Source organism: Saccharothrix sp. ALI-22-I, from assembly GCF_001984175.1.
Classification (GTDB): Bacteria; Actinomycetota; Actinomycetes; order Mycobacteriales; family Pseudonocardiaceae; genus Actinosynnema.
On record NZ_MTQP01000069.1, the window covers coordinates 336625 to 355184 of the forward strand.

The following is an 18560-nucleotide window of genomic DNA, read 5'->3' on the forward strand; positions in this document are numbered from 1 at the left end:
CGCGACTCCTCGCCCCTCCACCCACCCCCACGGCGCACGACCGGTTCCGCTTCGCGGCTTTCCGGGGCCGCGCCGTGCTCCGGAAAGGACCGCAGCCATGGTGCAGCACAACTCCTTCGACTCCCCGGCCACCGCCGGCTCCCAGCCCGAACCGCGCGCCAAGAAGGGCGGCGCCATGATCGCGTTGCTGGTGCTGCTCACCGTGGCCAACACGTTCACGCTGGTCGTCGCCGTGGCCGGTTGGGTGGACGAGGTCGATCACGGCGGCGACTGGGGCGACGGCGTGTTACCGCTTCTCGTCTTCATGGCCCTGGTCAGCCTCGTCGCCCTCGTCGGCCTGGTCGGCGCGTGGCTCACCCGCAAGTGGGGTCCCCGGCTCTACGTGCTGACGGCGGGGTTCAGTCAGCTTGTCGGTCTGCTCGTCTCGGAGGGCGCCGGCTTCACCCCGCTCAACCTTGTCGGTATCGCCTTCGCGGTCGCGCTGTGGCTCAAGGCCGAGAGCAGCTGGTAGCAGCGGAATGCCGAACGGCGGCGTGTCCACATCGGACACAACGGGGAGCCCGGCAGGCGCGGGACCGGCAGGCGCAGGACCGGAATTGTCGGACCCCTCTGGCAGGATAAAAGCAGGGGTCCCCCTGGCGGGGACTCCTGCGAAGCCTTCGTCGGGCACAGGCGTCGGCGCAGACAGCGGCACTGACGTCGGCACTGGCGTCGGCGAGTGCCCGCCCGGCGCCGGAGCGGCCGCCGCGACAGGGGATGCGGGCGTCAGGCGACGCCTGCGGGTCAGCGCGACCATCGTGCCCGCCGCCCCCGTGCCCACCGCGATACTGGCGCAGAGCACCGCGAACCCGATGAGCAGCACGGAATCACCGCCGGCCGTGCCGCCCCGCTCGACCGCGAGCCGCCGGTACTCGGTGGCCTGGAGGTGACCGGGCGAGGCGGCCAGCACATCGTCGAAACCCTCCACCGCGCCGTCGAAATCGTCGGCGAAGTAGCGCTCCAGCCCCTCCCGGTAGGCGCGGTCGTGCGTGCCGAGTTCGGCCTTGACGTCCTTGCCCGCCAACACGTCCAGCAACGTCGTGGACGCGGCGGCGAAGTTGAACGACTGCGTCTCCCCCGGCGCCCCCTGGCTGACCAGGCCGACGATCCGGCCCTCCATGTCGACCACCGGGCCGCCGCTCATGCCGTGCGTCGCGGCGGCGCTGATCTCGTAGAACGGCCGGTCGTTCTGGGTGCGGCGGGCGGAGACCTGGCCGTTCTTGTTGCTGGGCTCCAGGCTCGGATCGACCGCCGCCCCCGCCGAACCGGGGTAGCCGATGGCGAGGACCGGCGTGCCGACGGGCGTCTGGTCCGCCCTGATCTCCAACGACGGCAGGTTGTCGCGCGGCACCTTCAGCACCGCCACGTCACCGTCGGTCGGTGCGACGAGGTCCACCACGGTGGCCGGTGCGATATCGCGGATCGGCCCGTCGCCGGTGGCTTCCATCCGCTCGACCTGGATGGCGCGGTCGACCGGGCGGTCGGGGGTCGCGCCCTCGGCCACCGCGTGCTCGATCAGCTGCGCCTTCGCCACGGCCCGGTCACCGATCCGGCCGGCCGCCGCGAGTTCCTCGATGGCCGCGTCGAACAGCGCGCCCGCGCCGCCCTGCGGTCCGGTGTGGACGCAGTGGCTGGCGGTGGCCACGTGCCCGTCCGGCTTGATCACCGCGCCACTGCACGTCGATTTGATCTGGTAACCGTCGGCGCCGCCGAACTGCTCGCCGGTGCGCTTGTCGCGCACCCAGCCGCGCCACTCCACGGTGACCAACACGATCCCGGGCCGGGCCACGGCGGCGGCCGACTCCTCCGGGCTGGACGGCTGCGAAGCGGCACCGGCAGCGGGCGCGGCCGTGAGCGCGAGCAGCGCCGCCGCGACGAACACCGCGCGCATCAGCCGTACACCCCGGACGCTGTGGTGCGCGCCCACACCGACCGGTAGCCGGACCCGTTGCTCTCGACGAGTTGGGTGCCCTGGCAGCTGTAGTCGTCGACCTCGTTCACGCCCTGCTTCGCCGTCACTGGTTGGGTGTCCACGAGACCGCGCTGGTCGTAGAAGGCCCAGGTCACATCCGTCCTGGTGCGGTCGATGTAGGTGATGACCTTGTCCGTCGCCGACCAGGTGAAGTCGGTGGACCCGTTGCCGACCATGCGCAGCGCGTTGCCCTCGAAGCTGCCGCTGAGCGTCACGTTGTCCAGCCGCTCGGTCCCGGTGCCGTCCGGGCGGAACTCGAACACCCGGCCGCTGGTGGTGAGCGGCATCGGGTCCTCGTCGTTGTAGAACTTCACCATCAGCGTCTCGTCCACCGTGCGCCACGAGCCGATCAGGCACATCGGGTGCGCGACGGCGCGGGTGGCGGCGGTACGTGCGGTCGGTGAGGGCCGCTCACCCGCCACGACGGGAGTGACCGGACCGGGGCGGGAGTCGGCGAGGACGACGGCGGTCAACCCGCCCGCCGCGAGCACCGCGCACGCGGCGACGGCGAACAGCACCACGACGACGGATCGTGCCGGTAACCGGGCGGAATCGCTCACCGGACAATCGTATTGATCGACCGGCCCGCGACGTGAGCCGGTTGATCCGGAAGTTTCCGCCACGTGACCCAACCGCAGTCCGCTCCGCCCGCGTGAGCGCCCGACCGCCACTACCATGAAGGCGTGATCTTCTTCAGCGTGGTCCTCACCCTGCTCGGGCTGGGCACGCTGCTGTGGCGTGACGACGAGCTGATCGGTCTGCCCCCGGCGGTCGTGGGTGCCGGCCTGCTGGTGCTGGGTGTGGCGGCCGGTGTGCTGTGGGTGGTGCGCCGGCGTCGCCGGTGGGAGCGGACCGGCGAGCCGCGGCCGGTCGGCAACGTGATCGAGCGGGCCAAGGCGCTGCCCCGGCTGCTGCGCGAGCGCAAGGCCTACGGCCTGCCCACCAGCACGTTGGCCACCTGGGGTTTCGCGATCGTCTACCTGGTCTCCCCCATCGACGTGCTGCCCGAACTGCTGCCGATCATCGGCGTGACCGACGACGCGGGCGTGGCGGTGTGGCTGCTCACCAGTGTGTCCACGGTCGCCGGCCAGTACCTGCGGTGGGAACGTGAGCGGCGCGGCCCGAAACCCTCGGACGTCCCCGAACGCTGATCAGGCCAACGCATCCCGTCACCGGTTCCCGGGATGTGGGAGCTCCCGTACGCCCGTCAGCAAAGTCGTCACGGCGGCCATGATCCGTGCGGTGGCCTCGTCCAGCACGGCCTTGTTCGGCTCCAGCCCGTACAGGTCGGACAGGTCCACCTCGGCGCCCGCCACCACGCTCACCTTCCGCCACGGCCGGGGCAGGAACTTCCCCGGCGGCAGCAGTTCCCGGGTACCCCACTGCGCCACCGGCACCACGGGCGTCCGAGTCGTCAACGCCAGCCGCGCGACGCCGTTCTTGCCGCGCATCGGCCAGCCGTCGGGGTCACTGGTGAACGTCCCCTCCGGGTAGACGATCACGCACTCCCCCGATTCCAACGACTCGCGGGCGCTGTCCAACGCCTGGCCCCCGCGCACGCTGCTCCGGTCGACCGGGATGTGCCGCCCCGACGACATGACCCAGCCGAGGACCGGCACCTTCCACAGGCTGCCCTTCGCCAGGTACCGGGGCACCCGGCCGGAGGCGAGCGCGAACGCGGTCAACGTCACCGGGTCGGCGAAGGACAGGTGGTTGGACGCCAGCAGCACCGCGCCCCGGTCCGGGATGTTGGTCCGGCCCGCCATCCGCATCCGCACGAAAAGCACCACCAGCGGCCACAGCAGGTCGATGGCCACGGAGTACCAGAAACCGCGGCCCCGTCGGGGCAGGCGGGCCGTCAGCGCCACCATCTGGGAGAACGTCACGCCAGGATCTTCGGTCATGGCCTCCGGTCCGGTTACCGCGCCCCACCGCACCGCCGTCGCCGCGGTCTGATCGAGTTCGACTAATCTCCTCCCCCGTGGCTGGGCTCCCCGCACCGCGGACCGCGGTGGACCGGATCAACGTGCTCCTCGTCGAGGACGACGAGGGCGATGCCGTGCTGGTCGAAGCCCTGCTGGAGGAGGTGGAGGCGGACGTCTCCCTGCACCGGGCGCGGACCCTGCGCGAAGCCGAAGGGCTGCTGTCGAAGGCCGACTGCGTGCTGCTCGACCTCGGCCTGCCGGACACGACCGGCCTCGACGGCCTGACCAGGCTGCTCACCCACCCGGCGCCGGTGGCGATCATCGTGCTCACCGGCCTGAACGACGAGCACCAGGGCACCAGGGCGGTGGCCGCGGGTGCGGAGGACTACCTGGTCAAAGGCCAGGTGGACGGGGTGGGACTGGCCCGCAGCATCCGGTACGCGGTCGGCCGCAAGCGGGCCGAGGAGACCCAGCGCCAGCTGCGCGACGAGCAGCTGCTGGCGTCGGAGAAGACCCGCCTGGAACGGGGTCTGCTGCCGTCGCCGATCATGCGCGGCGACGACATCGGCTGGCACGTGCGTTACCGCCCGGGCGGTAGCCGGATGCTGCTGGGCGGCGACTTCTACGACGCGGTGCGCACTGCGGACGGCACGCTCCAGCTGCTGATCGGCGACGTGTGCGGGCACGGCCCGGACGAGGCGGCGATCGGCGTGTTCCTGCGCATCGCGTGGCGGGCGCTGGTGCTGGCCGACCAGGAGCCGTCACGGGTGCTGCGCACGTTGCACGAGATCCTGGAGCACGAGCGGCACCAGCCGGGCCTGTTCACCACGGCGTGCATGGTGACGATCTCGCCGGACCGCCGCTGGGCGCGGCTCTACCTGGCCGGCCACCCCGAGCCGATGCTCCTGGTCGGCGACCGGGTGGTGGAACTGCCCCGCGACCGGGCCGGACTGCCGCTGGGCGTGCTGCCGGACAGCACCTGGAGCGGCTTGGACGTGCCCCTGCCGCCGGGGTGGTCGATGCTGCTCTACACCGACGGCCTGGTCGAGGGCCGGGTCGACGGTGACAGCGAGCGGCTGGGCTCGGAGCGGCTGATCGAGCTGATCGGCGACATCACCGCGGACCGGCCGGACTGGGCGCGCGAACCGGCGGCGCTGCTGGACAACCTGATCAACAAGGTCAAGGAGCTCAACGGCGGCGAACTGGACGACGACATGGCCGTGCTGCTGATCTCGGACCGCCACTGATGGACCGCCGCCTGCTGATGGGCTACCGCCGACGGGCTACCGCCGATGGATCGCCGCTGACGGACTACCGGACCCGCTGGCCCGCGAGCCGGCTGCTGATGGCCGCGGTGGCGGCGCTGATCCTCGTGTGCGCGGGCGGCATCGGCAGCCTGGGCGTGGCCGTGGCGAACCTGTCGGACGCGCGGGTGCTGATGCTGGACCAGATCGCGCCCGCGCACAGCATGGTGAGCCGGCTGGACACCGCGCTGATCAACCAGGAGAACGGTGTGCGCGGGTACGTGCTCACCGCCAGACAGGACTTCCTCACCCCCTACACCGACGGGCAGCGGGCCGAGCGCGAGGCCGTCGACGCCGCCAGGTCGCGGCTCGGGCCGGTGCGGCCGGACCTGGTCCGCGACCTGGACGAGGTCGACCGGCTGGCGGCCGACTGGCGGCGGAGCTACGCCGAGCCCTTGGTCGAGCTGGTGACCGTGTCGGGCAACCCGCAGACCACCCTGGTCGACGCCGAGCGTGGCAAGGAGCTGTTCGACCGGCTCCTCGCCGCCGTCGACGAGCTGGGCGACAAGCTGGAGCAGGCGGCGGACGAGGCGCGGCGCTCGCTGGACGACGTCGCCGACGAGATGTTGTGGCTGGTCGTGACCCTCGGCGTGCTGCTGGTGCTGATCATCGCCGGGGTCGCGGTGATGCTGTACCGGATCGTGATCGCGCCGTTGAGCGGGCTGGCGGCGGACGTGCGGCAGGTGTCGTCGGGCGACTTCTCGCACGCGGTCGAGGCGGGCGGGCCGCGGGAGACGGTGATGCTCGGCCAGGACGTCGAGGCGATGCGGGTGCGCATCCTCGCCGACCTGGAGGAGCTGCGGCGGTCGAACTCGGAGCTGGAGCAGTTCGCCTACGTCGCCTCGCACGACTTGCAGGAGCCGTTGCGCAAGGTGGCGAGCTTCTGCCAGCTGCTGGAGCGCCGCTACTCGGGTCAGCTGGACGAGCGCGGCGAGCAGTACCTGCGGTTCGCGGTGGACGGGGCGAAGCGGATGCAGGTGCTGATCAACGACCTGCTGGCGTTCTCCCGGGTCGGCCGGATGAGCCGCGAGCAGACCCTGGTGGACTGCGACGAGCTGGTCGCCGAGGTGCTGGACAACTACTCCGAGGTGATCGAGCGGACCGGGGCCACGATCGAGGTGGCGGACCTGCCGACGGTGCGCGGCGAGGCGTCGCTGCTGGGCGGTGTGTTCGGCAACCTGGTCAACAACGCGCTGAAGTTCCACGGCGAGAACCCGCCCCGGGTGCGCGTGGACGTGGAGCGGAATGGTGAATTCTGGACGTTCAGCGTGAGCGACGAGGGCATCGGCATCAACGCCGAGTACGCTGAGCGGATCTTTGTGATCTTCCAGCGCCTGCACCACAAGGATGACTACCCCGGCACCGGTATCGGGCTGGCCATGTGCCGGAAGATCATCGAGTACCACGGTGGCACAATCTGGCTCGACACCAGCCGGGACACCGGGACGACCTTCAAGTTCACCCTGCCGGCCGTAGAGGACGACGAGCAATGAGCAACCCGCTGAACGTGATCGACGTCCTGCTGGTGGAAGACGACCCCGGTGACGCGCTCATGACGCAGGAGGCGTTCGAGCACCACAAGATCCGCAACCAGCTGCACGTGGTGCGCGACGGCATCGAGGCGCTGCAGTTCCTGCGCCGCGAGGAGCCCTACGAGGACGCGCCGCGGCCGGGCCTGATCCTGCTGGACCTGAACCTGCCGAAGATGGACGGCCGGGAGGTCCTGGCCGAGATCAAGGCGGACGAGACCCTGCGCCCGATCCCGGTGGTGGTGCTGACCACGTCGGAGGCGGAGGAGGACATCCTGCGCAGCTACAACCTGCACGCCAACGCCTACGTCACCAAACCGGTGGACTTCGACCGGTTCATCGAGGTCGTGCGGCAGATCGACGACTTCTTCGTGACCGTGGTGAAGCTGCCCCGTTGACTCGTTCGTGCGTCACCTGATCGAGTAGATCGTCACGCCTTCGCGTTCGTCGGTGGTCAACAGCCCCCGGTGGGCCAGCACGTCGAGGTGCGCGGCGGTCTCACCGGTGGCCAGTACCTGGTTGAACAGGTCCAACTCGGCGAACTTCCGGTTCCGACGGGTCCAGCCGAGGTTGCGGGCGGTCTCGAACGCGGTGCCGGTGCCGGCGCGGACGGCCTCCAGCGTCGCGGTCAGCCGGTCCTCGTGGTGGGCCAGCAACTCGTCCACCCGCGCGTGGCTGGACTCGGTGACGGGGCCGTGCGCGGGCAGCAGGCGCAGGTCCGGGTAGTCGCGGACCAGGCGCAGCGAGTCGAGGTAGTCGCCCAGTGGCAGGGCGGGCCGGGCCGGTTCGAAGCCGATCGACGGGGTGATGTGCGGCAGCACGTGGTCGCCGGCGAACAGCAGCGACGAGTCGGCGTCCACGAACACCACGTGCCCACGGGTGTGGCCGGGTGTGGGCAGGACGCGCAGCACCCGTTTCTCCAGGGCCAGGTCGGTCTCGTCGAGCCATTCGTCCGGCTCTTCGAAGTCGCGCAACTCGTCCTCGCCGGTGGACGCCACCACCGCGCGCCACTTGTCGGCCAGGTGCGGGGCGCCCCACGTGGTCAGGTTGCGGATCTGGCCGACCCGGGCGCGCGCGATGACCTTGGCCAGCGACGGCTGCTCCCCCGCGCCCAGCGCGATCTTCGTGCCGAAACGGCGGCGCAGCGCCACGGCCATCGTGTAGTGGTCGCGGTGGACGTGGGTGACCAGGAAGCGGCGGATGTCCTCGAAGCCGTGCCCGAGGGTGCCCAGCGCCGACTCCAGGGCTGTCTCAGCCGCGTCGAGGGCCCAGCCGGAGTCGATCAGGACGAGACCGTCGCCGTCGTCGATCGCGTACACGTTGACGGTGTGCAGTCCGTCGTTGGGCAGCGGCAACGGGATCCGGTACACACCGGGCGCGACCTCGAAGGCTCCGGGTTCGGTCCACTCCATCCCCGGATACTACTTTCCGGTAACCTCGGTGTGGGTGAACGTGACCACCGCCATTCGCCGACACGTACTCGGCGAAGCCGCCCGAGTCGCCGTCCAATTGTGCGATGGACGTGTACCTGCTGATCCTGGGCGACCACCTGCCCGACCCGTGCACCGGGAACGCCGTCACCGAGTCCGACCGGGTGCGTGCGATCGTGGAGCAGGCCGTGGTGGCCGAGGAGGCGGGCTTCACCGGGGTGGCGATCGGTGAGCACCACTTCACCCGGTACATCATCTCCGCGCCCGAGTTGCTGTTGGCCACCATTGCCGCGCGCACCTCGACGTTGCGGCTGTCCACCGGGGTGACGTTGCTGGCGCACCACGATCCGGTGCTGGTGGCGGAGGAGTTGGCCACGCTCGACGTGCTGTCGTTGGGACGGGCGGAGCTGATCGTCGCGCGCGGGGTGTCGCAGCGGACGGACCGGGCGTTCGGGGTGCAGGACGACCTGCGGGCGCGTTTCGACGAGAACCTGCGGCTCCTGCTCCGGCTGCTGGAGGAGCCGTGCGTGACGTGGGAGGGCAGGTACCGGAGCCCTCTGGTGGACGTCACGACCACGCCGCGCCCGCTCCAGCAGCCCCGGCCGTTGGTGTGGATCGGGAGCGGGTCGGCCGTGTCGGCGGACCTGGCGGTCGAACTGGACCTGCCGTTGATGCTGCCCAGTACCTTGCGTGACCCCGGCACGCACCGTTCGGTGGTGGAGCGCTACCGGGCCGCGATGGACGGACGGGGACGGGTGGCGTTGCCGAGCCACGTGTTCGTCGCGCCCACCGCTGCCGAGGCTCGCGACACCTGGCGTCCGCACCTCGCCGCGTACGCCGAGTTCGCCGACCCCTGGCGCGGCGATGGCGACGTGGACGTCAACGCGTTGATGGAGGGCGCGGCCGTCTGCGGCGACCCGACCGAGGTAACCGAGCGACTAAACGCCCTCACCGAACTACTGGGCCTGGACACACAGCTGGTCATGGTCGACATCGGCGGCCTACCCCACCAGGCCGTACTCGACACAATCCGCCTCTTCGGCCAAGAAGTCCTACCAAACCTAAAACCCTGACCCACCCTCCCCTGAACGCACAACTCGCCCATTCCCAACGTTGGACACGCCCGTTCTGAACGTTGGACACGCGCGTTCCCAACGTTGGACACGCGCGTTCTGAACGTTGGACACGCGCGAGAGTCGAACGTTCAGGTACCCCGAATTCAACGCTCAGGACAGGCTGGCGGTGCGGAGGCGGGGGGCTCGCGTGTTCTGAGCGTTGAGCTCAGGGGTCCTGAGCGTTCGACTCTCGCGACTTGGGGGTTCGACTCTCGGGGTCTTGGGGGGGTGAGGTGGGGGTGGGGGTGGGGTAGTCCGTGGGGGGAAGGGAGGTCGTCATGGTTCAGCCTCAACCGCCTCAGCCGCGGCCTGTGCCGGTTCCGGATCCGGTGCCCAAGCCGCCGCCTGAGCCTTCGCCTGGTACTGAGCCGCCGATTCCGCCTACGCCGGAGCCGCCTACGCCTACGTGAGGTGCGGTTCGGTGGCGGGGTGCGGCTGGTGGTGTCACGCTGAGTGAGGTTCTGGGTACGTTGGAGGTTGTGAATGCGCATCCCGTTGCGTCGGTTCAGCGCCAGGCCGTGGCCTGAGCAGGAGCCCACGTGGCGGGATGCCCAGCCCGCGCTCATCGAGTCGGCGGTCAAGCGTGCCTCGGTGAAGCCTTCGGGCAACTGGTTCGTGCTCGCGGCCAGTCGTGAGGTCACGGCATCCGCGCCCGTCGGGCGGGTGATCGGCGGGCGCGAGGTCGTGGTGTGGCGTGGACGTGCGGGGCAGGTGTTGGGCGGGCCGGGGGCGTGCCCGCACATGGGGGCGCCGCTGTGTGACGCGGGCGTGCACCGAGGTGAGTTGGTGTGCCGGTGGCACGGGTTGGCGCTCGGCTCCCGTCGGTTAGGCACATGGAGCCCTTACCCGGCGCACGACGACGGCGTGCTGGTCTGGGTCCGGTTGGACGACGTCGGCGGTGAAGACCCGCTACCGCAGCCGGTGTTGCCGACCAGGCCTGAGGGCGGAGTCGATGCGGTGGCAACGATGGTGGGCCGGTGCGAACCGGAAGACGTGGTGGCCAACCGACTCGACCCGTGGCACGGTGCCTGGTTCCACCCGTACTCGTTCGCCAACCTGACCGTGTTGCAAACACCCACCGAACAGGATGACCGGTTCCTGGTCGAGGTGACGTTCAAGGTCGCCGGACGGATCGGGGTGCCGGTGATCGCCGCCTTCACCTGCCCCGAACCGCGCACGGTCGTGATGCACATCGTGGAAGGCGAAGGCGTCGGCAGCGTGGTGGAGACGCACGCGACCCCACTGTCGGTCGATCGGGACGGCACGCCCCGGACAGCGGTGATCGAGGCGACCATCGCCCACTCGCACCGGCGCGGCTTCGCCCTGGCCAAGCCCGCCGCCCCGGTGATCCGGCCGCTGATGAAGTGGGCCGCCGCCCGGCTGTGGCGGGACGACCTGGCCTACGCCGAACGCCGTTACACGCTGCGCACCACCGGCCGGTCGAGCTGAGGATTACGCCCGAAGCGGCGGGCCAGAGTGCGCAGGAGGGGGCCTCGGCCGCTCGTCGGGACGGTCCACAGGTCGGTTCCCGCCACACCCCAGGACGACAGGAGGTGGTTGGCGGCGGCGAAGCCGGTGGTGGCCGCACGTTCCATCAGGGCGACAGGCAGGTCGACGCGGACGAGGTCGCCGGCCAGGACCAGGTTCGGGTCGGGGGTGCGGACGGTGGGGCGTCGGGCGAATCCGCTCGGCGGGAACAGTGGGCAGTCGGCGCGTAGTTCGTGTCGTGAGTCCACGATCTGCGCGGACCGGGTTTCGGGGTAGATGGTGTGGAGTTGGTTCAGGAGGCGGGCGCGGGCGTCGAGAGAGTCCACATCAGACGATAGGGCGTAGCCGTGTAGTTCGATCACGACACCGCCGGTGCGGGTGGCCCACGCGCGGGCCTCGTGCTCGTAGTGGTTCAGCACGGAGATGTTGTCCAGCAGGTCGTAGCCGCTGGTGCCGAGGAAACCGGGGCGATCGGGGCGCACGGGCCGGTCCAGCCAGTAGCGGGACACCAGGAACGGTGGCGCGGTCTCAAGCCGGGCGATGTCGGCGCGCCACTGCGAGGTGCCGATGTCCGATGTGGCCACGATCTGGCGCAGTCCTGGGACATCGACGGCCAGGACCACGGCGTCTGCTTCCAGTGCCGAGTCCGGGAGGTGAACGGTGAAGCGTTCGCCACGCTCGACGCGGAGTACGGGCGTGCCGGTGCGGATGGTCGCGTTCCGCGTGGTCAGGTAGCGGGCCAAGGGGTTCCACAGAGTGGGGAACGGGTTGATGGGCACGTCGAACAGCAGTCCCTCGCTCGACCCGAGGAAGTAGATGTGGAACATGGTCGCCAGTTCGGCGGCGGACATCCGGCTGGGGTGGGCGAAGAAGCTGCGGGAGAACACCTCGAACGCCAACGCGTGCACGGCCGGCGGGAAGCGGATGCGTTGGAGGTAGGTGGCGGCGTCCAGGGAGTCCAGTTCGTAGTACGTACGCGGCACGGAGACGTCCAGCAGGGGCAGGGCGGCGCGGGCGTCGACGGCGGGCAGGTCGCTCCACGCGAACGCGGGGCTGCGCAGCAGGAAACCGGCGGCGTTCCACGGCACGGCGCGCGGCAGGCCGGCGAAGCGCTCACGGTGCCCGCCCGCGTGCCACAGCGGGTAGTCCGGCAGGCCGACCAGCGCCGAGCCGTCCGGGTCGATCCGCGCCAGCAGGGACCGCAGGTTGTAGTACTGGCGGAAGAACGCGTGGAAGCCGCGGGTCATGGTGGCACGGCTGCCGTCGGCCAACCGCGTCTCCCAGCCGCCGACCCGCCCACCCAGGTGGTCCTCCCGTTCGCACAGCACGACCCGCGCGCCGCGTTCGGCCAGGATGGTCGCGGCAGCCAGCCCCGCGATGCCACCACCGACCACGACCACGTCCCTGTCGCACGTCGGGTGCCCGGTTGGCCCCGGGATGCGCACGGCCTTGCGGTCCCGCCTCACGCCTGCCCCACGAACGTGTGCAAAATCCCCCGCTGCCACCCACAAGCAGGCAGGGCGCGGACGTCGGTGAAACCGTTGCGGCGCAGTCGGTCCCGAAGCGCCCGAACACCGTCGAAGGAGACGACGCTCCGCCACAGGTACGTGTAGAGCTTCGGGGAACGGGTCACCACCACACCGGCCGGGATGATCACCGTCCAGCACACGGCGGTCCAGATGGCACCGGCGACCGGCGAATCACGCACCGAGTACTCGTGGGCCACGAACCGGGCGCGAGGCTTGAGCAGGCCGTGGATCGTGGCCAGCACCGGGTCCGGGTCGGCGAGGTTGCGGATCAGGTAAGCGGCGAAGATTCCGTCGAACGGCCCGAGAGTCGTAAGTCCTTCGGCTCTGGCGTGCACGAACGACACGTTGTCCGGCCACGGTTTCCGCGCCGCACGCAAGAGCATGCCCGCCGACGCGTCCACGCCGATGATCTCCGCACGGGGGGCCACCGACAGCAGCGCCGCCGTGGACGCCCCGGTGCCGCACCCGAGGTCCAGCAGTCGCCGGCCGGCACCGGAGTCCGCGATGCCGAGGGCGGTGGCCGCTCTCCGCAGTTCCCGGTGGTAGCCGGGGTTCGCGCCGACCAGCAGGTCGTAGCCGGGAGCCGCGAGATCGAACGCGCCCGGCACCGCGTCCGCCGCCAACCCCGCCATCAGGTCGCCTTCCGACGGGCCAGCGCCCGTTCCCACAGCAGCAGGGTCAGGGTGATCAGGGAGAAGCCGAACAGGAAGTCCTCGACGGGGATGTCCCACGGCACCCTCAACCCGCTGATGGCCGTAGGCGCGTAGAGGACGACGGGCGCGCTCAGCTTGGTCAGCCACCCGTCCACCGGGATCTGGAACAAGAAAACGATCACCATCGTCAGCCAGTAGGCCGGACGGCGGAACAGGCCGGTGCGCAACACCAGCAGTTCCGCGGCGATCGTCAACGAGACGGACACCGCGGCGGCGATCAGGTATTCCGGACCCACCGCATATCCTCCGATCGGGGGGCTATCACCTTCTGCACCGCCTCATACGTGAGCAGCGCGCACAGCGGCACCACCAGGAAGAACAAGGCCTCCTCCACCGGCATGCCACCCGGCAGGGCGAACCCGATCGTGAACCTCTCGCTGAACGTCCAGTGCCCACGCGCGATGGCCACGACATCCCACGCGCCGAACAGCACCACGACCGGCAACAACGTGCGGACCACCGCGTCGAGCCGCCGGTAGACGCCCGCGCCCAGGTACTCCAGCGGCGCGGTCAGCAGAAGGCAGACGAAGAGCACCGACAGGTACTCCCACCGATCGTCCATGGACAACCTCCCGCGATTCACCGTAGGACGGGCCCCTGCCGTTCGCACGACAAGCGGACAAGCGACAAGCGCGAGGGGCCGGTCACGGCACGATGAAGTCCACTTCGGACTCGCCGTGCGCACGTCCGCGCTCGAACTCCACCGCGAACGCGTCCGCGCCCAACGCCGCACGCGACGTCGCGGTGATCCGTTCGACGTCCCCGCGTTCACCCGAAGGGAGCGGCGCGCCCACCTGTTCCCGCAGCACGGTGGCCGCACCGAGCAGCCGCGCCGCCCGGTCGTGGTGCCCGAGGACGGCTTTCACCCCGGCCAGACCTTCCAACGCCAGGGCCACCGCCCGCGGATCGGCCGCCTTCCGTGCCGCTTGCAGCCCCTCGACGTGCAGGGCACGGGCCGTGTCCACGTCACCGCGCTGCTCGGCGATGAAGCCCAGTTCGGCGAAGATCAGGGCGAGCGCGATATCGGACTCCAGCCGACGGTCCTGCTCCAGCCACTTGCGCAACCACGCCTCGGCGTCGTCGAACCGCCCCTGCCGCCGCGCACTCAACGCCAAGCCCAGCTCGGCGTACTCCTCGCCGAGCGTGTAGCCCTGCGAGACGGCCTGCACCCGTGCGCATTCGTGCAGCTCATCGGCCTGTTCCAGGTCACCGGTCAGCAGCGCGATCCGACCCAGGGCGGACAGCTTGTCCGACAGTTCGGTGCCCAGGCCCAGTTCCTCGGCCATCCGCAGGCCCTCGCGGTGCAGGCGGGCCGCGCGGTCGTAGTCGCCGACGACCTCGGCGTGCGTGCCGAGTCCGAACGTCGCGTGCAACTGTCCCCACCGGTCACCCAACTCGGTGAACAGGGCCATGCTGCGCTCGCCGTGTCGGGCCATCGCGTCCAGGTCGCTGCGCGCCAACGCGTACCGGGCGAGCGTGCCGAGCGCGGCGGCCGTGCCCCACCGGTCACCTTGGGCCTGGAACACTGCCAACGCGTCGCCGACCAGGTCCTGGCCGATGCTCAGCTCACCGATGCCGATCCCGGCGAACCCGAGGAACCACTCGGCCCGCGCACGCCGTGCCGCGGCCTCCACGCCGGTCGGCCGGGACGCGGGCGGCTTCACCAGCCCGGATGCCACGCCCATGAGCAGGCTGAACGCGGTGTGCCAAACCTGGGCGGTGCCCGCCTCGTCCTCCGGGCCGCCGCCGGCCAACGCCGTGGTCAACGCCCGACGTCCCTCACCGAGGCGCCCGCGCAGCACCCAGTACCAGGCCAGCGACTCCACCAACGGCAGCGCTTCACCGTCACGGGCCGCGTGGTCGACCGCGACGCGCAGGTTGGCGGCCTCGGCGTCCAGCCGGTGCAGCCACTGCCGCTGCTCCGGACCGCGCAGGAACGGGTCGGCGGTCGCGGCGAGCCGCGCGTAGTAGTCCCGGTGCCGCCGCTCGATCTCCGCCAGTTCACCGGCCTCGCGCAGCTTCGCCGAGCAGTACGCGGCGACGGACTCCAGCAGTCGGTACCGAGGGCCGTCGCGGTCGTCCCTGGTGGAGGCGGCGACCAGGGACCGGTCCACCAAGCGTGCCAACAGGTCCAGCACGTCCAGGCCCGCACCGCCGCACACGGCTTCCGCCGCGCTCAACGTCCAGCCGTCCACGTGCACGGACAGCCGGCGCAGCACCGTCCGCTCCGCCTCGGTCAGCAGCTCCCAGCTCCAGTCGAGCATCGCCCGCAGGGTCCGCTGCCGGGCGGGCGCGCCGCTGTGCCCGGCGGTCAGCACCCGGAACCGGTCGTCCAGCCGCGCCACGATCTCGTGCACGCCCAGCGCCCGGACCCTGGTGGCGGCGAGTTCCAGGGCCAGCGGGATACCGTCCAGCCGGCGGCAGATGGCCGCGACGGCGTCGGCGTTGTCCGCGTTCAGGGTGAAGCCGGGCACGCCCGCCGCCGCACGTGCCACGAACAGTTCCACCGCGCTGGACTCGGCCAACGTCGGCACGTTCCACAGCAGCTCACCGGCCACGTCCAGCGGACTCTGGCTGGTCGCCAACACCCGCAGCCCCGGCGCGGCCCGCAACAGCCCCGCGGCCAGCCCCGCGGCGGCCGGTGCGACGTGCTCGCAGTTGTCCAACAGCAGCAGCATCCGCTTGGCGCGCAGGGTCTCGGCCAGCTTGCCCGCCAGATCCGTCGCCGCGCAGTCGCGGAGGCCGACGGTCACCGCCACCAGCGCCGCGACCTCGTCCGGCCGCGCGCCCGCCGGCAACGCGGCCAGCTCCACCAGCCACGTCCCGTCCGGGAACCCGGCCGCCGACTCCCGGGCCACGGCCAGCGCCAGCCGGGTCTTGCCCACACCGCCCGGCCCGGTGAGGGTGACCAGCCGGTCCGCCGCGAGCAGCGACCGCACCTCGCCGATCTCGGCGTCCCGGCCGACCAGGTCGCCGAGCAGGTGCGGCAGGTTGGTCGGCGGCTCCACGGCGGTGCTCAGCGACGGGTCCTGTTCCAGGATCGCCCGGTGCAGCGCGGCCAGGCGCGGGCCCGGCTCGACGCCCAGTTCGGCGATCAGCCGGGCGCGCAGATCGCGGTAGCCGGCTAGCGCCTCGCTCTGCCGTCCGGCCTGGTAGAGGGCACGCAAGTGGGCGGCGCGCAAGCGTTCGCGCAGGGGGTGGCGGGCCACCAGGTCGCCGAGTTCGTCGGCCAGCAGGCCCGGTTCGCCGAACTCCAGCCGTGCCTCGGCGCGCTGCTCCCACGCGGTGAGCCGCAGCTCCTCCAGCCGGGCCGTCACGTCGCGGGCGAACTCCTCGTCGGCGAAATCGGCCAGCACCGGTCCGCGCCACAACGCCAGGGCGTCGTCCAGCAGCGCGACGCGTGCCTGCGGGGTGCCCGCGGTGGCTCCGGTGGCTTCGGTGGCTTCGCCGATGAGCGCTTCGAAACGGCCGGCATCCACCGCGTCCGGGGTGACGTCCAGCAGGTAGCCGGGCGGGCGTGACACCACCAGCCGCCGCGCGCCCGGCTCTGCCTCGTCCAGCGCGGCCCTGAGCTGGGAAACCCTGGTCTGGAGCGCGCCGGCGGGGTTGGCCGGCAGCCGGTCGCCCCACAGCCGGTCGATCAACCGGTCGGCGGGCACCACGCGGCCCGCGTCGATCACCAGCTGGGCCAGCAGCGCCCGGACCTTCAGCTCCGGAACGCGGACGAGCCGGGCGTCCGACGTCCACACCGCGAGCGGGCCCAGCACCCCGAAACGCACGGTCCGACCGTACCCGAAGTCGATCTGGACGGTTCCTGGAGCCGCGCCGGCCACTGTGGGTCCCACGAGCGGAAACCGACCGTTCGAGCGGGTTCGAGCGGTTCGAGCAAGGGGAAGAATCACCATGTCTGTCGATGTCGGCGATCGGGCCGGAACCAGGGAGTGGCTCGGCCTCGCGGTGCTGCTGCTGCCGACGGCGTTGCTGTTCCTGGCCATGACCGTGCTGTTCCTGGCCACCCCGCACATCGCCGCCGACCTGCGGCCGACCAGCGACCAACTGCTGTGGGTCAACGACGTGTACGGGTTCGTGATGGCCGGGCTGCTGGTGGCCATGGGCACCGTCGGCGACCGGGTCGGGCGGCGCCGGGTGCTGCTGTTCGGTGCGGCGACGTTCGGGGTGGCCTCGGTGCTGGCCGCGTTCGCGCCGAACGCCGAGCTGCTGATCGGGGCGCGGGCGTTGATGGGCGTCGGCGCGGCGGCCGTGATGCCGTCCACGTTGTCGCTGGTCAGCACCATGTTCCGGGACGCACGGCAGCGTGCGACGGCGATCGGGCTGTGGGCGGCGTCGGTCTCGGTGGGTGTCGCGGTCGGGCCGTTGGTCGGCGGGCTGCTGCTGGAATCGTTCTGGTGGGGCGCGGCGCTGCTGATCGGGGTGCCGGTGATGGCGCTGGTCGTCGTTGTGGCGCCGCTGTCGGTGCCCGAGTACCGCGCGCCGGGCACCGGGCTGCCGGACCTGGCCAGCGTGCTGCTGTCGATGGCCGCGCTGCTGCCGTTCGTCTACGGGATCAAGGACTTCTCCAAGTCGGGGCTGAGCGTGACGTCGGTGGTGACGGTGGTCGTCGGTGTCGTGTTCGCGGTGCTGTTCGCCCGCCGGCAGCTCCGCCTGGACAACCCGCTGCTGGACGTGCGGCTGTTCGCGAACCGGACGTTCAGCGGCGCGTTGGGGGTGTTCCTGCTGTCCGCGATCGCGCTCGGCGGCATCTACCTGCTGTTCACGCAGTACCTCCAGTTGGTGGCCGGGCTGTCGCCGTTGGCGGCGGGGCTGTGGATCCTGCCCGCGGCGCTGGCGCTGGTGGCCGTGTCGACGTTGTCGCCGATCCTGGCGCGGCGGGTGCGGCCGGCGTACGTGGTGGCGGGCGGCGCGGTGCTGTCGATCGCCGGGTACGTCGTGCTGACCCAGGTGGACAGCGTGGGCGGGCTGCCGCTGCTGATCACCGGCTTCTACCTGCTCTACCCGGGTATCGCGCCGACGATGGCGTTGACCACCACGTTGGTGATCACGGCCGCGCCGCCGGAGAAGGCGGGTGCCGCGTCGGCGGTCAACACCACGGCGAGCGATCTGGGGGTGTCGCTGGGGATCGCGTTGATGGGCAGCATCGGCACGGCGGTCTACCACGCGGCGATGCCGGGTGATGTGCCTGCCGAGGCGGCTGATTCGCTGTCGGGAGCGCTGGCTGCGGCCGAGGGCTTGTCGTCGGACGCGGCGCGGGCGTTGGTGGAACCGGCTCGGGCGGCGTTCACCAGCGGCCTCAACATCGCGGCGGTGGTTGCGGCCGCTCTGGTCGCGGGTGCGGCCCTGCTCGCTCTGAGCGTGCTGCGCCGCGTGCCGCCCACGGCGGCTCCGGTCGTGGAGCGGGAGGACGTCGCGATCGTGAACGCCTGAGATTGTCGGACCCCGCCGGTAAGATCAAAGCAGGGGTCTCCCTGGCGAGTACCCCTGCGAAGCGTTGAAGCAGT

16 protein-coding genes are annotated in these 18560 nt (G+C 71.2%); 7 read left to right on the forward strand and 9 right to left on the reverse strand.

The window, feature by feature from the left end; all coding sequences use genetic code 11:
* Positions 1 to 286: 286 nt before the first annotated feature.
* Together ALI22I_RS43670 and ALI22I_RS43675 are read right to left on the reverse strand one after the other, a co-directional pair.
* Entirely contained in the window at positions 287 to 1930 is a 1644-nt protein-coding gene (locus ALI22I_RS43670) for a S1 family peptidase (protein WP_143532751.1), read from the reverse strand.
* Positions 1930 to 2571 (reverse strand): hypothetical protein, encoded by a 642-nt coding sequence (locus tag ALI22I_RS43675; RefSeq protein ID WP_143532752.1) that lies wholly within the window; start codon positions 2569 to 2571, stop codon positions 1930 to 1932. The genes ALI22I_RS43670 and ALI22I_RS43675 overlap by 1 nt, the downstream gene beginning before the upstream one ends.
* Positions 2572 to 2694: 123 nt before the next feature.
* Here ALI22I_RS43675 and ALI22I_RS43680 point away from each other — a divergent pair, with 123 nt between their 5' ends.
* Complete coding sequence (locus tag ALI22I_RS43680) at positions 2695 to 3162, forward strand: YkvA family protein (protein ID WP_077011459.1); 468 nt, start codon at positions 2695 to 2697, stop codon at positions 3160 to 3162.
* Positions 3163 to 3180: 18 nt separating this feature from the next.
* On the opposite strand, the gene ALI22I_RS43685 is transcribed toward ALI22I_RS43680, so the two are convergent.
* Complete coding sequence (locus ALI22I_RS43685) at positions 3181 to 3915, reverse strand: lysophospholipid acyltransferase family protein (RefSeq protein ID WP_077012040.1); 735 nt, start codon at positions 3913 to 3915, stop codon at positions 3181 to 3183.
* A gap of 77 nt (positions 3916 to 3992) precedes the next feature.
* Between ALI22I_RS43685 and ALI22I_RS43690 the strand changes: the two genes are divergently transcribed.
* The 3 genes from ALI22I_RS43690 to ALI22I_RS43700 are packed head-to-tail and all read left to right on the forward strand — an operon-like array spanning position 3993 to position 7167.
* Complete coding sequence (locus tag ALI22I_RS43690; RefSeq protein ID WP_143532753.1) at positions 3993 to 5183, forward strand: PP2C family protein-serine/threonine phosphatase; 1191 nt, start codon at positions 3993 to 3995, stop codon at positions 5181 to 5183.
* The gene (locus tag ALI22I_RS43695) at positions 5183 to 6733 is read left to right on the forward strand and encodes a sensor histidine kinase (RefSeq protein ID WP_338013544.1); all 1551 of its coding nucleotides are present in this window, start codon (positions 5183 to 5185) and stop codon (positions 6731 to 6733) included. Before ALI22I_RS43690 ends, ALI22I_RS43695 begins: the two co-directional genes overlap by 1 nt.
* Entirely contained in the window at positions 6730 to 7167 is a 438-nt protein-coding gene (locus ALI22I_RS43700; RefSeq protein WP_077011461.1) for a response regulator, read from the forward strand. The genes ALI22I_RS43695 and ALI22I_RS43700 overlap by 4 nt, the downstream gene beginning before the upstream one ends.
* Positions 7168 to 7179: 12 nt before the next feature.
* On the opposite strand, the gene ALI22I_RS43705 is transcribed toward ALI22I_RS43700, so the two are convergent.
* Entirely contained in the window at positions 7180 to 8181 is a 1002-nt protein-coding gene (locus ALI22I_RS43705) for an MBL fold metallo-hydrolase (protein ID WP_077011462.1), read from the reverse strand.
* A gap of 104 nt (positions 8182 to 8285) precedes the next feature.
* Between ALI22I_RS43705 and ALI22I_RS43710 the strand changes: the two genes are divergently transcribed.
* Both ALI22I_RS43710 and ALI22I_RS43715 read left to right on the forward strand, forming a co-directional pair.
* Positions 8286 to 9272: an LLM class flavin-dependent oxidoreductase gene (locus ALI22I_RS43710; RefSeq protein ID WP_077011463.1), complete on the forward strand. Its 987-nt coding sequence runs from the start codon at positions 8286 to 8288 to the stop codon at positions 9270 to 9272.
* A gap of 525 nt (positions 9273 to 9797) precedes the next feature.
* Complete coding sequence (locus ALI22I_RS43715) at positions 9798 to 10763, forward strand: DUF5914 domain-containing protein (RefSeq protein WP_077011464.1); 966 nt, start codon at positions 9798 to 9800, stop codon at positions 10761 to 10763.
* Here ALI22I_RS43715 and ALI22I_RS43720 read toward each other — a convergent pair.
* The 5 genes from ALI22I_RS43720 to ALI22I_RS43740 all read right to left on the reverse strand — a co-directional run bounded on the left by ALI22I_RS43720 (position 10730) and on the right by ALI22I_RS43740 (position 16823).
* Positions 10730 to 12268 carry an FAD-dependent oxidoreductase gene (locus tag ALI22I_RS43720; RefSeq protein ID WP_077011465.1) on the reverse strand — a complete coding sequence of 513 codons (1539 nt, stop codon included), beginning with the start codon at positions 12266 to 12268 and terminating at the stop codon, positions 10730 to 10732. The two genes, ALI22I_RS43715 and ALI22I_RS43720, sit on opposite strands and share 34 nt — an antisense overlap.
* Positions 12265 to 12999, reverse strand: coding sequence for a class I SAM-dependent methyltransferase (locus ALI22I_RS43725; RefSeq protein WP_338013545.1), 735 nt, complete (start codon positions 12997 to 12999; stop codon positions 12265 to 12267). The genes ALI22I_RS43720 and ALI22I_RS43725 overlap by 4 nt, the downstream gene beginning before the upstream one ends.
* Complete coding sequence (locus ALI22I_RS43730; protein WP_077011467.1) at positions 12963 to 13280, reverse strand: lycopene cyclase domain-containing protein; 318 nt, start codon at positions 13278 to 13280, stop codon at positions 12963 to 12965. Before ALI22I_RS43730 ends, ALI22I_RS43725 begins: the two co-directional genes overlap by 37 nt.
* Positions 13262 to 13606 (reverse strand): lycopene cyclase domain-containing protein, encoded by a 345-nt coding sequence (locus tag ALI22I_RS43735; protein WP_077011468.1) that lies wholly within the window; start codon positions 13604 to 13606, stop codon positions 13262 to 13264. Before ALI22I_RS43735 ends, ALI22I_RS43730 begins: the two co-directional genes overlap by 19 nt.
* 82 nt (positions 13607 to 13688) lie before the next feature.
* On the reverse strand, positions 13689 to 16823 hold the full coding sequence (locus tag ALI22I_RS43740; RefSeq protein WP_077012042.1) for a BTAD domain-containing putative transcriptional regulator: 3135 nt from the start codon (positions 16821 to 16823) through the stop codon (positions 13689 to 13691).
* Positions 16824 to 16947: 124 nt separating this feature from the next.
* On the opposite strand from ALI22I_RS43740, the gene ALI22I_RS43745 reads away from it, so the two are divergent.
* Positions 16948 to 18486 carry an MFS transporter gene (locus tag ALI22I_RS43745; RefSeq protein ID WP_077011469.1) on the forward strand — a complete coding sequence of 513 codons (1539 nt, stop codon included), beginning with the start codon at positions 16948 to 16950 and terminating at the stop codon, positions 18484 to 18486.
* Positions 18487 to 18560 lie beyond the last annotated feature (74 nt).